At 71.3% G+C, this 12,822-nt stretch carries 11 protein-coding genes; 7 read left to right on the forward strand and 4 right to left on the reverse strand.

The window, feature by feature from the left end:
* The first annotated feature begins 496 nt into the window (after window positions 1-496).
* The 4 genes from BJ971_RS04470 (at window position 497) to BJ971_RS04485 (ending at window position 5,992) form a co-directional block, all read left to right on the forward strand.
* A complete protein-coding gene (locus BJ971_RS04470) occupies window positions 497-691 on the forward strand; it encodes a hypothetical protein (protein ID WP_125804837.1) in 195 nt (64 codons plus the stop codon).
* A 265-nt stretch (window positions 692-956) separates the two neighbouring features.
* A complete protein-coding gene (smc, locus tag BJ971_RS04475) occupies window positions 957-4,538 on the forward strand; it encodes a chromosome segregation protein SMC (RefSeq protein WP_184990070.1) in 3,582 nt (1,193 codons plus the stop codon).
* Between the two features lie 23 nt (window positions 4,539-4,561).
* Window positions 4,562-5,197, forward strand: a complete 636-nt coding sequence (locus BJ971_RS04480; RefSeq protein WP_184990073.1) for an HAD family hydrolase — start codon at window positions 4,562-4,564, stop codon at window positions 5,195-5,197.
* Window positions 5,198-5,263: 66 nt separating this feature from the next.
* Window positions 5,264-5,992 (forward strand): hypothetical protein, encoded by a 729-nt coding sequence (locus BJ971_RS04485; protein ID WP_184990075.1) that lies wholly within the window; start codon window positions 5,264-5,266, stop codon window positions 5,990-5,992.
* A gap of 16 nt (window positions 5,993-6,008) precedes the next feature.
* On the opposite strand, the gene BJ971_RS04490 is transcribed toward BJ971_RS04485, so the two are convergent.
* The 4 genes from BJ971_RS04490 to BJ971_RS04505 all read right to left on the reverse strand — a co-directional run bounded on the left by BJ971_RS04490 (window position 6,009) and on the right by BJ971_RS04505 (window position 9,012).
* Window positions 6,009-6,416, reverse strand: a complete 408-nt coding sequence (locus BJ971_RS04490) for a hypothetical protein (protein ID WP_239087779.1) — start codon at window positions 6,414-6,416, stop codon at window positions 6,009-6,011.
* 73 nt (window positions 6,417-6,489) lie between these two features.
* The gene (locus tag BJ971_RS04495; RefSeq protein ID WP_184990077.1) at window positions 6,490-6,918 is read right to left on the reverse strand and encodes a hypothetical protein; all 429 of its coding nucleotides are present in this window, start codon (window positions 6,916-6,918) and stop codon (window positions 6,490-6,492) included.
* Window positions 6,915-7,199 carry a hypothetical protein gene (locus BJ971_RS04500; protein WP_184990079.1) on the reverse strand — a complete coding sequence of 95 codons (285 nt, stop codon included), beginning with the start codon at window positions 7,197-7,199 and terminating at the stop codon, window positions 6,915-6,917. The genes BJ971_RS04495 and BJ971_RS04500 overlap by 4 nt, the downstream gene beginning before the upstream one ends.
* A gap of 121 nt (window positions 7,200-7,320) precedes the next feature.
* Window positions 7,321-9,012, reverse strand: a complete 1,692-nt coding sequence (locus BJ971_RS04505; RefSeq protein ID WP_239087778.1) for an alkaline phosphatase D family protein — start codon at window positions 9,010-9,012, stop codon at window positions 7,321-7,323.
* Window positions 9,013-9,154: 142 nt separating this feature from the next.
* On the opposite strand from BJ971_RS04505, the gene ftsY reads away from it, so the two are divergent.
* The 3 genes from ftsY (at window position 9,155) to BJ971_RS04520 (ending at window position 12,803) form a co-directional block, all read left to right on the forward strand.
* Window positions 9,155-10,303, forward strand: a complete 1,149-nt coding sequence (gene ftsY / locus BJ971_RS04510; RefSeq protein WP_184990082.1) for a signal recognition particle-docking protein FtsY — start codon at window positions 9,155-9,157, stop codon at window positions 10,301-10,303.
* 51 nt (window positions 10,304-10,354) lie between these two features.
* Window positions 10,355-11,167 (forward strand): phosphotransferase, encoded by an 813-nt coding sequence (locus BJ971_RS04515; protein WP_184990084.1) that lies wholly within the window; start codon window positions 10,355-10,357, stop codon window positions 11,165-11,167.
* A 280-nt stretch (window positions 11,168-11,447) separates the two neighbouring features.
* Window positions 11,448-12,803 carry an ammonium transporter gene (locus BJ971_RS04520; protein WP_184990087.1) on the forward strand — a complete coding sequence of 452 codons (1,356 nt, stop codon included), beginning with the start codon at window positions 11,448-11,450 and terminating at the stop codon, window positions 12,801-12,803.
* Window positions 12,804-12,822 lie beyond the last annotated feature (19 nt).

Here is a 12,822-nt window from a genome sequence, read left to right on the forward strand (position 1 = left end):
GGGGGCGATATCACGAAGGCTGCAACGACACAGCGGGCAAAAGTAACGGGATGCTGTCGCGCAGGCGACAGTAGTTCGCACTGTTTGTCTGTTTTCGGGGTGATTTCCGGCTGGAACGCCCGAAAAGTTAGACCCCGCTCCTGGTGATCGAGGGGGCTCCGCTGGGTAACCGAAAGCAGTCGCCCGGTAGGCGGCTGCCAGGCCCGGAAAGAAGTAGTTCCTGGGCAGCGCGGTGGGGGTGGCGTGATTCACTTGTCGGGCGGGGCTGACGCGGTGCGCATGGCTTGACGGAGCGTGGGTATCGGCGCACCATGGAGAAGTCGCCAGTCGCGCCCATCTGCGTCCAGTCGAGTCCTGGATGCGGGTCAATTTGCATCCACAGCACGTTCCGGGGTGCAGGAGTTTGTACTCACGCGTGTCCGTGAGTATGACGTGTGCGGTACCACTGGGCGCGCGTTTGGCCGGCCTTTCCGGCAGCGCTTTACAAGGAGACGAAATGGCGAAGGCCCTCTACGGCCACGTAGGTGCGGCGCCCGACCGGCGCCTACTCGACGAGGTCACCCGACTGCGTTCCAGGGTGCAGGCTCTGGAGTTCGAGATCACCCGCCTCCGGGCGGAGAACGATCGTCTCGCGGCCGCCGCCGCAGAGGCAGACGATCTTCTGCGGCTGACCGAGCCGGCGCTGACCTGAGCTTCACCGGGCGCCGCGAACCGGTGCCCAAGATCCCCTCGCATCACGTGACGCACCCCGCGAAGCGCGCCTCCACCCTCAGTGGCGGCGCGCATCTTTTTGCCCGCGGGCTCATTCGACCTGTCCATCACTCCTCGGGTAATCGGACAAGTGGGGCCGACTGGCCAGGAACGGGCACGTTCCGGGACGCGCGGCGTGCGCGGACAAGGTGCGCACCTGCGGGTAACCTCCTGACGAGCAGATACCCGCCGACCCCCGGAGATCCGTGCACCTCAAGAGCCTGACGGTCAAGGGCTTCAAGTCCTTCGCCTCCGCTACGACGCTGCGGCTGGAGCCGGGCATCACCTGTGTGGTGGGTCCGAACGGCTCCGGCAAGTCCAACGTCGTCGACGCCATCGCATGGGTCCTCGGCGAGCAGGGCGCCAAGGCGCTGCGCGGCGGCAAGATGGAGGACGTCATCTTCGCCGGCACCGCCGGCCGCGCCCCGCTCGGCCGCGCCGAGGTGACCCTCACGATCGACAACGGCGACGGCGCCCTGCCCATCGACTACACCGAGGTGTCGATCACCCGCCGGATGTTCCGCTCCGGCGAGAGTGAATACGAGATCAACGGCAGCTCCTGCCGCCTGCTCGACATCCAGGAACTGCTCAGCGACTCCGGCATCGGCCGGGAGATGCACATCATCGTCGGCCAGGGCCGGCTCGACGCGATGCTGCACGCCAAGCCCGAGGACCGCCGCGCCTTCATCGAGGAGGCCGCCGGCGTCCTCAAGCATCGCAAGCGCAAAGAGAAGGCGATCCGCAAGCTCGACGCGATGCAGACCAACCTGAACCGGCTCAACGACCTCACCGCCGAGCTGCGCCGCCAGCTCAAGCCGCTGGGCAAGCAGGCCGAGGTCGCCCGCCGCGCGGCCGGCATCCAGTCCGACCTGCGCGACGCCCGGCTGCGGCTGCTCGCCGACGACCTGCACACCCTGCGGACGACCCTGGACAAGGAGATCGCCGACGAGTCGGCGATGCGCGACCGCAGAGCGCAGGTCGAGGAGGAGAACCGCGAGGTACAGCGCTGGCTCGCCGACCTCGAGGCCGCGCACGCGGAGGACGCGCCGCTGCTCGCGGCCGCGCAGGACACCTGGTACAAGCTCTCCGCGCTACAGGAACGCTTCCGCTCGACCGAGCAGCTGGCCAGCGAGCGGCTGCGCCACCTCGCCGCGGCGCCGGACGACGAGCGCCCGGGCCGCGACCCCGACCAGCTGGTCGCCGAGGCCGAGCGGGTCCGCGAGCAGGAGGAGGAGCTGCGCGAGGCCCTTACCGAGGACCAGATGCGCCTGGCCGAGGCCGTCGAGCACCGCCAGGAGCTGGAGCGCCAGCTGTTGCAGGCCGAGGGCGCCCTGCGCGCGGCCGCCAAGGCGATCGCGGACCGCCGCGAGGGCCTGGCCAAGCTCACCGGCAACGTGAACGCCGCACGCGCGCGTACCGGGAGCGCCGCCGAGGAGATCGAGCGGCTCGCCGTCGCGCACAACGACGCGCTCATGCGGGCCGAGGCCGCGCAGACCGAGGTCGACGCGGTCGCCGCGGAGTCCACCGAGGCCGATCGCGACAACGCCGAGCTGGACGAGCGCCACGCCGAGGCCGTCGCCGCGCACGACCGGGCCGCCGCCGTCGTCAAGGAGCTGTCCGACGCCGAGCGCACGGCAGAGAAGGACGCCGCGAGCTGGAAGGCCCGCGAGGAGGCGCTCGCACTCGGCCTCAAGCGCAAGGACGGCGCCGGCGCCCTGCTCGGCAAGGCCGGCCAGGTGCCCGGCCTGCTCGGCAGCCTCGCCTCGATGCTCACCGTCCGGCCCGGGCACGAGGCGGCCCTCGCGGCCGCCCTTGGCGCGCTCGCCGACGCGGTCGCGCTCTCCGGGATCGACGAGGCCGTCGAGGCCATGCGTACGCTCAAGATCGCTGATGCCGGCCGGGCCGCGCTCATCGTCGGCGGCCCCGCCGCGCCGGGCATGCGGGGATCGCTCGACTCCCTGCGGCCGGAGCTGCCCGCGGACGCGATCTGGGCGCCCGACGTCATCGGCTGTCCCGACACGATCCGCCCCGCGCTCAACCGCGCCCTGCGCGACGTCGTCCTGGTGCCCGACCTCGCCGCCGCCACCCGCCTGGTGGCGCAGAACGCCGAGCTGCGCGCGGTCACGCCCGACGGTGACGTGCTCGGCGCGCACGCCGCGGCCGGCGGCTCCGGCAAGGCCACCAGCTACATCGAGGTGCAGGCCGCCGTCGATGAGGCCCGGGCCAACCGGGAGACCGCCGAGCAGTCCATCGGGGAGCTGAAGTCCCAGCTCGCCGACGCCCGCGCCGAGGTGGCCGAGCACAAGGAGGCGGTCAACGTCGCCGCCGCCGCCAAGCGGGCCGCCGAGGGCGAGCGCAATGCCGCCGCCCGCCGGCTCGCCGAGCTCGGCGCCGCCGCCCGCTCGGCCAAGGCCGAGTCGGAGCGCCTCGGCGCGTCGCGGCAGAAGGCCGAGGGCAACCGGGACCGTGACCTGGCCGGGCTCGCCGAGCTGGAGGAGCGGCTGCGGCTCGCCGAGGCCACCCCGATCGACGAGGAACCCTCCACCGAGGAGCGCGACACCCTGTCGGCGCTGGTGCCGCAGGCCCGGCAGAACGAGATGGAGGTCCGGCTCGCCGTGCGCACGGCCGAGGAGCGGGTCTCCTCGATCGCCGGCCGCGCGGACTCTCTGATGCGCCAGGCCAACGCGGAACGCCAGGCCCGCGAGCGCGCCGCGGCCCGCCGCGCGGCCCGCGCCCGCGGCGCCGAGATCGCGAAGGCGGTCGCGCTGGGCGCGGCGGCCGCGATGGCCCGCGTCGCGGTCTCGCTGGCCGCGGCGCTCGAGGCCCGCGACGAGCTGGCCCGGGCGCGGACCGCCCGCGAGGCACAGCTTCAGGAGGTACGCGCGAGCGCGAAGCGCCTGATCGCCGAGCTCGAGCGGCTCACCAGCGAGGTGCACCGCGACGAGGTGGCCCGCGCCGAGCAGCGGATGCGCATCGAGCAGCTCGAGGCGAAGGCCGCCGAGGACTTCTCGCTCGACGTCGACACGCTGGTCGCCGAGTACGGCCCGGACCAGCTCGTCCCGCCGACCCAGGCCGAGGTCGCGCTGGCGGAGAAGGACGGCAAGGACACGCCCGAGCCGGTGCCGTTCCACCGCCCCACCCAGGAGAAGCGGGCCAACAAGGCCGAGCGCGACCTGGCCCTGCTCGGCAAGGTCAACCCGCTCGCGCTGGAGGAGTTCGCCGCCCTGGAGGAGCGCTTCAAATTCCTCTCCGACCAGCTCGAGGACCTCAAGGCGACCCGCAAGGACCTGCTCACCGTCGTCAAGGACGTCGACGACCGGATCCTCGAGGTCTTCACGTCGGCGTTCGAGGACACCGCGCGCGAGTTCCAGACCGTCTTCCAGGTGCTCTTCCCGGGCGGCGAGGGCAGGCTGGTGCTCACCGACCCCGAGGACATGCTGACCACCGGCGTGGAGGTCGAGGCCCGGCCGCCGGGCAAGAAGATCAAGCGTCTGTCGCTGCTCTCCGGCGGCGAGCGTTCGCTGACCGCGGTGGCGATGCTCTGCGCGATCTTCCGGGCCCGTCCCAGCCCCTTCTACATCATGGACGAGGTCGAGGCCGCCCTCGACGACGTCAACCTGGGCCGGTTGATTACCCTCTTCCGGCAGCTGCGGGAGAAGAGCCAGCTGCTCATCATCACGCACCAGAAGCGCACGATGGAGGTCGCCGACGCCCTCTACGGCGTCACCATGCGCGCCGGCGTCACCCAGGTGATCAGCCAGCGGCTGAACCGCGAACCGGAGGACTGAACGTGCCCGCGGCGGAGAATCCAGTGAAGACCGTCCGCTCCCTACAGCGGCAGCCCGCGCGGGCGCTGCTCATCGACCTCGACGGCGTGCTGCGCCGGTGGGACCCCGAGGTGCCCGCGACGGTCGAGCGGACGTACGGCCTGGAGCCCGGCGCGCTGCTGGGCACGGCCATGGCCTGGGAACTGCTGCGGCCCGCGGTGTCCGGCGAGATCACCGACGCGGAGTGGATGCACCTGGTCGCGTCCCGCCTGCCGCTGCCGGAGGCGGACGCGCAGGCGGCGGTGACCGAGTGGCAGCGGCACCGCGGCACCGTCGACCCCGAGGCGCTCGCGTTCGTGCGCGAGGTGCGGGCCGCCGGGCTCCCGGTCGGCCTGGCCACCAACGCCACCGACCTGCTCCGCGGCGACCTCGACCGGCTCGCCCTGACCGGCGAGTTCGACGCGATCGTCAGCTCCTGGGAGCTGAAGATCCACAAGCCGGCCCCGGAATACTTCGACCAGGCCTGCGCGGCGCTCGGCGTCGAGTCGCCCTGGGTGCTCTTCGTCGACGACGACGACCGCGCGGTCCGCGGCGCCCGCGCGCGGAAGATGCCCGCCTACCGCTGGTCCGGCGCACACGACCTGCCCTACCTCCGCAAGGCCCTCGCGATCGCGACCTGATCGGCCTGATCGGTGCGGCCGGTCGTCGATCGGCGACGTAGGCTGGCCGCGGCTGAGAGGATGTCGATGCGTAAGACTCTGCTCGGGGCGGTCGTTCTCGTCCTCGCGTTGCAGGGCTGCTCCGCGGACGACGACTCCTCGGCGGCCCCGCCCTCCTCAGGCTCGCACTCCCTCCCGCCCTCGGCCGCCGCGGCGCCGTCCGGCGAGGCCTCCGCCGGCGCGACCGGTGGACCCGGTGCGGTCGGCGGGCCCGCCGGTTCGCCCGGGCCGACGGCCAGCGCCACCTCCGGTCTCGGTGAGGCGCCGGCGCCCGCAGGCTTCCTGGACGGCAAGCGGCAGGTCTTCTTTCTGCCGCGGCTCAACGAGACGGAACTGCCGGACTCGGTGCTCGCCGTCACCGGCGGCGGCCGGCTACAGGTGACGGACGACTACACCGACCGGGCGCTCTTCGTGCCGGTGCCCAAGGGCGGCGGCGCACCGGAACGTCTCATCAAGACCGGCGCCCTGCGCGCTGGCGGCGAGCCCTTCTGCTTACAGGTGCGCGCCGCCGCCGGCACCCTCACCGTGGTCACCGCCGCGTGCGACGCCGCAGAACCGGCACAGCTCTTCACCTTCGAGGCGTCGGGCCGGGACGAGGAGGGCCGCACCACCTACGCGGTGCGCAACCGGGCCGCCTTCCTCCAGTGGCACCCGCTGGGCGCGACCGGGCTGGTGGCGGAGGAGATCGGCGACTCCGCCCTGGAGACGACCTTCACCCTCCAGGACCAGGGCGCCGCCAAGCTGCCCCGGGCCTGACCCTCGCCGGTCGTCCTCACTCGTCGTCCTCGTCGAACGGCTCGTCGCTGTATCGCCACCAGGCCTCGTCGCCGTCGATGTGCAGCAGGAACTCGGGCACCCGGGCGCCGCCGGGGTCGACGAGGTAGGTGGCGGCCCGCACCCGGGCGTATGCCGCCTCCCAGTCACCCCCGAAGTCGCCCGAGCCCGACAGCCGCGCCTCCTCGTCGAACAGGGGCCGCAGCGGCGCGAAGGCCCGAGTCGCGGCCAGCCTGGCGTTGAGCCAGGGGAAGTCGTAGTCGTAGACCTTGAGCTCGCCGAGCAGGGCGTCGCCCGCGACGGCGTGCAGACGCCAGAGGTCGTCAGCCATCAGCCGCAGCCCGGCCGTCGTGGTGGTGGATCGGGTGTCGGCGGGCCCACCGACACCCGATCGGAGTTCGCTCACTCAGCCGCGCTGTAGCGGCGGTCCAGGCAGTCATGGAGCCATCCTGGACCGCCCCTACGACACTTTCAGCCGGTCACGCGTCCTCGCGAGGTATCGCGATGATGCGATCGCCGTCCATCATGCGGGCGGACTGCTCGGGCTCGGTGGTGAGATAGATCGCGGAGTGTTTCAGCGCGGCCCAGACCGAGTGTGCCCTCGACAGATCGCCTTCAGCGGCCTGCCTCGTGTCAGCGATGCTGTCGGCCGATATTGCATCCAGGTCCAGCATCGCCGCTGCGGGCAGCAGCACGAGCATTCTCAGCCTGGCCCTGGCCACTTTGTCGTCCGCGAAGCTGGAATGCGCGTCCAGCAGCGCGGTGGCCGGGATGCCGGCGTGGCCCTTTGCGTCGGCGATCTCGATCAGCATCTCGCCGACGTGGATGTGGCCCAGTCCGTAGGACTGGATCGCTGAGCGATCGAGCACCGCCCTGATGTCGGGAGCCTCCTGCAGCGGGTTTGTCATTCCGCCGGCTCCTCATCTGGCCAGCGACCGGCCTGGATCGCCTCCAAGCGGCGCTGGCTCTCCGCGCGCTGCGCCTCGGTCGGTGGACCGAACTTTCCACGCCACTTCGCGACACCCTCGTCGGTGACGTTGATGCCGACTTCGGCCAACATCCTCCTGGTGGTAGCGCCGCGCTCCATGCGTGCTCGCACCGCCTCTGTGACGATTGCTGAGCTGTTCGGATGTTTGTCGAGATATTCGGCTACGTCGTCGGGAAGACTCACAGTAATCCGCCTCGTCATACTCGAATCATACTGTCGGGAAACCAAGGTCACTACCTTCCCGGGAAAGGTCGTGGCATCGGGTTGTCCCTACAATACAACGGAGTATCGAAGTAACCAAATTGATCTATTGATCACCTGGTCAGGCGCCCTGGAGGTGGACGTCGGCGCGGGTCGTCAGCTCGCCGTCCCGGTTCGTCTCCTCGACGCGGACGTCCGCCTGTGTCCCCGCGTGCCGCAGCGTGCTCACCGCGTTGCCGAAGTACGGCCCGGCCAGCCGCTTCCACCGCACCGGCGGCCGGCGCACCCCGGCGGACCTGGCAAGGCCGCGCACCGCCCGGGCCGCCGCTCGTGACCAGCTGAAACGCATCGCCGGCCGCATGAACGCCGGCACCTGGTTGTGAATCGGCGAGCAGGTCAGCTGATGCACCGGGGTCGCCGTGGCCGGCCCGAGGTCCGCCCGCGCCACGTACGAGTGGTGCACGTCCCCGGACAGCACGCTGATCGACGCCGGTGCCGCGTAGGCCCCGCCCGCGCCGACCCGGTGACCGGGTGCGCCCGGCCCGCCGTCGCCGAGGCGCCGGAACAGCTCGGTCAGCGCGTCGAAGGAGCGGGTGAAGGCCGCCCAGTGCTCCAGGTCGAAGGTGCGGCGGACCTTCTCCGCGAATACGGCGCGGCGCGACCCGGGCGAGTCGGCCAGGCGCTCGTTCCAGGCCTCGAGGTGGTGGATGGCCGGCGGCAGCAGCCACGGCAGGGACGAGCCGACCACCAGGTGGTCGTAGTCGCCGTGCGCCTGGTCCACGAACCACGCCCACTCCGCCGCGGGCAGCATCTCGCGCCCGCCCGTGGTCAGCACCCGGTTGCAGCGGTTGTCGAGCATGACCACCCGGGTACGCCCGATGTCGAGCGCGAAGCTCCACTGGTACGGCCGGTCGGTGTTCTCCGCCGAGGAGGGCGAGTCGACGGAGATGCCGAAGTCGTGCAGGATCGCCGTCGCGTCCGGCACCGAGGTGATCGCGGCGAGCAGCGTGTCCACGGCGAGCTCGTCCGGGCTCAGGTTGCCCAGGTGCTGGTAGACCCAGTACGACGCCAGCCCGCTGGAGATCCGCTCGGGCCACCAGTCCTGCGCCGACATGTCCCTGCGCCAGGAGGCGGAGGTGTTCCAGTCGTCGATGATCTCGTGGTCGTCGAAGATCATCACGCTCGGCACGGTGGACAGCAGCCAGCGCACCTCGGGATCGCGCCAGGACTCCAGGTAGAGCCGGGTGTACTCGTCGAACGAGACGACCTGGTCGGCCGGGCCGCGGTGGCCGGAAGCCCGCCGCCCGCGCAGGAAGCGCCGGACCTTCGCCGAGGTGTTGTCGGCGTACACCTGGTCGCCGAGCAGCACGATCAGGTCGGGGCGCAGGTCCGGGTCGCGCGGGTCGGTCATCAGCCGCCGGGCGTACGCGTCCAGCGCGTCGGGCGGCAGCCGGCGGCCGGTGGAGTGCGCGGTCGCCTCGCGGCAGGAGCCGAAGGTCAGGCTGACGCCGCGGTCCGCGTCGTCGGCGGGACGGGTCACGATCACGCTCGGCGGGTACGGCGAGTCGGGCAGCGGCCACACCGGGCGGTCGTCGAGCGACACGTCGTACTCGTTGGCGGAGTCCGGGACCAGGCCCTCGACCACGACGATCGCGTAGTGGTGCCCGTACGCGGTGAAGGTCGACGCGGAGCCGGCGCCGCCGCCGGCGACCCGCACGCGGACGACGGCCGGTGAGGTCGTCTCCACCCAGATCGTCGCCCGGTCGCCCGCCACGCGGCGTAGCACGGGCCCGATGAGCAGGTGGGCGGTCAACGGGTAACCGGGTGGCGCGACATGATCCCATCCTGCCCAGCGGCCCGGGTTTGCGCCAGCGGGCGCCCGGAGATCATCGGCAAGCCGCCCGGCGGAGCCGGGTGCTCCCACACGCCCGCGGGACATCTGTCAGGATTTCGGAATGGAATACGTGGTCGCCTCCCTGATCCTGCTGCTTGTGCTGGTGGTCGGCGCCATCGGTCTGGTCGTGCCCCGGCTGCGCCGCCGCGAGCTGCCCCCGCCGCCACCGGCCGAGGAGCTGCCGCCGCTGATCACCAAGCCGGCCGAGGCACCGGTCGCCGAGGCGCCGCCCGCGGAGACGGCCCCGCCGGTGGAGGCGAAGCCGGTCATCGAGACGCCGGAGCCCACCGCGGGCCGCCTGGTGCGGCTGCGGGCCCGGCTCAGCCGCTCGCAGAGCGTCCTCGGCCGTGGCCTGCTCAGCGTGCTCTCCCGCGATCACCTTGACGACGACGCGTGGGAGGAGATCGAGGACAGCCTGATCTCCGCCGACGTCGGCGTCGAGGCGACACAGGCCCTGGTGGAGCGGCTGCGCGAGCGGGTCCGGGTGCTCGGCACCCGGACGGTGGCCGAGGTACGCGCCCAGCTCGCCGAGGAGCTGACCGCGGCGCTCGACCCCGGGATGGACCGCACGCTCAAGACGACGCCGCACGACGGGCGGCCGGCGGTCATGCTTGTGGTCGGCGTCAACGGCGCCGGCAAGACCACCACCTGCGGCAAGGTGGCCCGGGTGCTGATCGCCGACGGCCGCACGGTGCTGCTCGGCGCGGCCGACACCTTCCGCGCCGCGGCCACCGAGCAGCTCGTCACCTGGGGCGAGCGGGTCGGCGCCGAGACGGTCCGCGGCCCGGAGGGCGGCGACCCCGCCAGCGTGGCGTTCGACGCGGTCAAGCGCGGCATCGACACCGGCGTCGACACCGTGCTCATCGACACGGCGGGCCGCCTGCAGAACAAGGTCGGCCTGATGGACGAGCTCGGCAAGGTCAAGCGGGTCGTGGAGAAGCACGGACCGGTCGACGAGACGCTGCTGGTCCTCGACGCCACCACCGGGCAGAACGGCCTGGAACAGGCCCGGGTCTTCACGGACGTGGTGGATGTCACGGGGGTCGTGCTCACCAAGCTGGATGGCACCGCCAAGGGCGGCATCGTCATCGCCGTGCAGAACAAGCTGGGGATTCCGGTCAAGCTGGTCGGTCTTGGCGAGGGCCCGGACGACCTGGCGCCGTTCGATCCCGCCGCGTTCGTCGAGGCTCTGCTTGGCACCGACGCGTAGGCTCGGGGGCGGTGGACCCCGACCGCGGGGCGCGTCCAGGGGAGGCCGTGGGTGACGCAGGAGCACGAGCTTCAGGACTCCCGCCGCGAGATCCCGTTACACGGTGGCAACGTCAGCACCGTCTCCAAGGTCGGCGACACCGTGCGCCGCAACGCCGGCCCGTGGACGCCGGCCGTGCACTCGCTGCTCAACCATCTGCAACGGGTCGGCTTCACCGGGTCACCGCACGCGCTGGGCATGGACGAGCGTGGCCGCGAGGTGCTGTCGTACCTGGACGGCGAGTGCGGCGAGTACCCGCTCGCCCCGCACTGGACGACCGAGGAGGCGCTGGTCACGGTCGCGACGATGCTGCGCATGTTCCACGACGCGCAGTACGGCTTCCAGCCGCCGCCGGGCGCGGTCTGGCGCTCGTTCGGCCCGCCGCCCCCGGACACCGAGGTGATCTGCCACCACGACGCCGCACCGCACAACGTGGTCTGGCGCCCCGACGGCACCCTGGCGCTCATCGACTTCGATCTCGCGTCGCCCGGCGCGCGCATCTACGACGTTGCCTACGCGGCCTGGACCTGGGTGCCGCTGTTCAGCGACCGCGACTCATACACGCTGGGCTGGAAGCGGCCCAACCGGCCGCGCCGGCTGCGGCTGTTCGCGGACGCGTACGGCCTGATCCCGCGGGACCGGCATCGGCTGGTCCGGACCATCCGCCGGCGGATCGTGGACCACGTGGAGGGCATCCGGCGGATGGCCGCGGCCGGCGACCCGGCCTTCGTGCGCATAGTGCACAAGGGACACCTGCGGCGACCGATGCGCGACCTCCGGCTGCTCGATTACGAGCGGCACACCCTGGAGTACGCCTTGCGGTGACGTCCCGTTGACGTGCTGATGATCCTCTTCCCGTGTCTCCTTGGGTTTATTGTCCCTGTTCAGCGTGCTTTGTTCGGCCTGCTGTGAGAGTTTCTTCACACGTACGAAACAAGCCGTCACGCGTCGGAAATCGCGCGTAGACCGTGTGCGAAACAGCAGAACGAAAGGCTTCCGCCCGAACCGGCCAACAGGCGACGCCGCCCGTGGCCGAGGCTGCATCTCATCCGCTGGTTCCCCCCGCGGCCGGTGCAGAAGGACACCTAATCCGAGAGGAGGCAGCGTGGAGATCAACACCGGCAATACGGCCTGGTTGCTCCTGTCGTCTGCGCTCGTACTGCTTATGACTCCCGGCCTGGCGCTGTTCTACGGTGGCCTCAACCGGTCCAAGGGCGCCCTGAACATGATGATGATGAGCTTCTCGAGTATCGGGCTCATCTCCGTCCTGTGGGTGCTGTACGGCTTCACCCTTTCCTTCGGCACCAACGGCAGCTCCGGTGTGAACAACGTCATCGGCAGCTTCAGCCAGTACTTCGGCACGGGCACCAGCTGGATCGGCGAGGAGTGGATGATCGCGGGCGCCGGCACCGGCATCCCGACCTACGTCTTCATGGTCTTCCAGATGATGTTCGCCATCATCACCGTCGCCCTGATCAGCGGCTCGCTCTCGGACCGCCTCAAGTTCGGCGGCTGGATCCTCTTCGCCGCGGGCTGGTTCACCCTCGTCTACGTCCCGGTCGCGCACTGGGTCTGGGGCGGCGGCTGGATCGGCGCGAAGCTCGGCGCGCTCGACTTCGCCGGTGGTACCGCGGTGCACATCAACGCCGGCGCCGCGGCGCTCGGTGTCGCGCTGGTGCTCGGCAAGCGCGTCGGCTGGCCCCGCGAGGCCATGAAGCCGCACAGCGTGCCGTTCGTCGCGATCGGCGCCGGCCTGCTCTGGTTCGGCTGGTTCGGGTTCAACGCCGGCTCGGAGCTGACCGTCGACAGCATCACCGCGGTCGCGTTCGTCAACACCCAGGTCGCCACGGCCGCCGCGCTGCTCGGCTGGATCATCGTGGAGTGGCTCCGCGACGGCAAGCCGACCCTGGTCGGCGCGTCCTCCGGCGCGGTCGCCGGTCTGGTCGCCATCACCCCGGCCTGTGGCTTCATCGCCCCGCTGCCCGCGGCCCTGCTCGGCATCATCGCCGGTGCGGTCTGCGCGCTGGCGGTCAGCCTGAAGTACAAGCTCGGCTACGACGACTCGCTCGACGTGGTCGGCGTCCACTTCGTCGGCGGTTGGATCGGCTCCCTGGGCATCGGCTTCTTCGCCACCACCCAGGTCAACGCCGTCGCCGCCCGCGAGAGCCTGTTCTACGGCGGTGGCGTCGACCAGCTGTGGCGCCAGTTCGTCGGCAGCGCCGCGGTCACGGTCTACTCCCTCGGCATCGCGATCGTTCTCGCGCTGATCCTCAAGGCCGTCAAGGTCTTCCGGGTCGACGCCGAGACCGAGGTGGCGGGCATCGACGTCGCCGAGCACGCCGAGAGTGCGTACGACTTCTCGCCCACCACGGGTTCGGGCAGCGCCTTCGCGATCGCCGGGATCAAGCAGTCGGGCAGCACCGACGGGACCGCTCCCGTCGGTGAAAAGGTCGCCGGTTAATTTCCCCTGATGGCTGCGA

This window comes from Amorphoplanes digitatis, assembly GCF_014205335.1.
In the GTDB taxonomy this organism is placed as follows: domain Bacteria; phylum Actinomycetota; class Actinomycetes; order Mycobacteriales; family Micromonosporaceae; genus Actinoplanes; species Actinoplanes digitatus.

Excerpts from the sequence above, each read along its gene's own strand:
- BJ971_RS04470 (WP_125804837.1), top strand. The coding sequence starts at position 497 with ATGGCGAAGGCCCTCTACGGCCACGTAGGTGCGGCGCCCGACCGGCGC.
- BJ971_RS04485 (WP_184990075.1), top strand. The coding sequence starts at position 5,264 with ATGCGTAAGACTCTGCTCGGGGCGGTCGTTCTCGTCCTCGCGTTGCAG.
- BJ971_RS04495 (WP_184990077.1), bottom strand. The coding sequence starts at position 6,918 with ATGACAAACCCGCTGCAGGAGGCTCCCGACATCAGGGCGGTGCTCGAT.
- BJ971_RS04500 (WP_184990079.1), bottom strand. The coding sequence starts at position 7,199 with ATGACGAGGCGGATTACTGTGAGTCTTCCCGACGACGTAGCCGAATAT.
- ftsY (WP_184990082.1), top strand. The coding sequence starts at position 9,155 with ATGGAATACGTGGTCGCCTCCCTGATCCTGCTGCTTGTGCTGGTGGTC.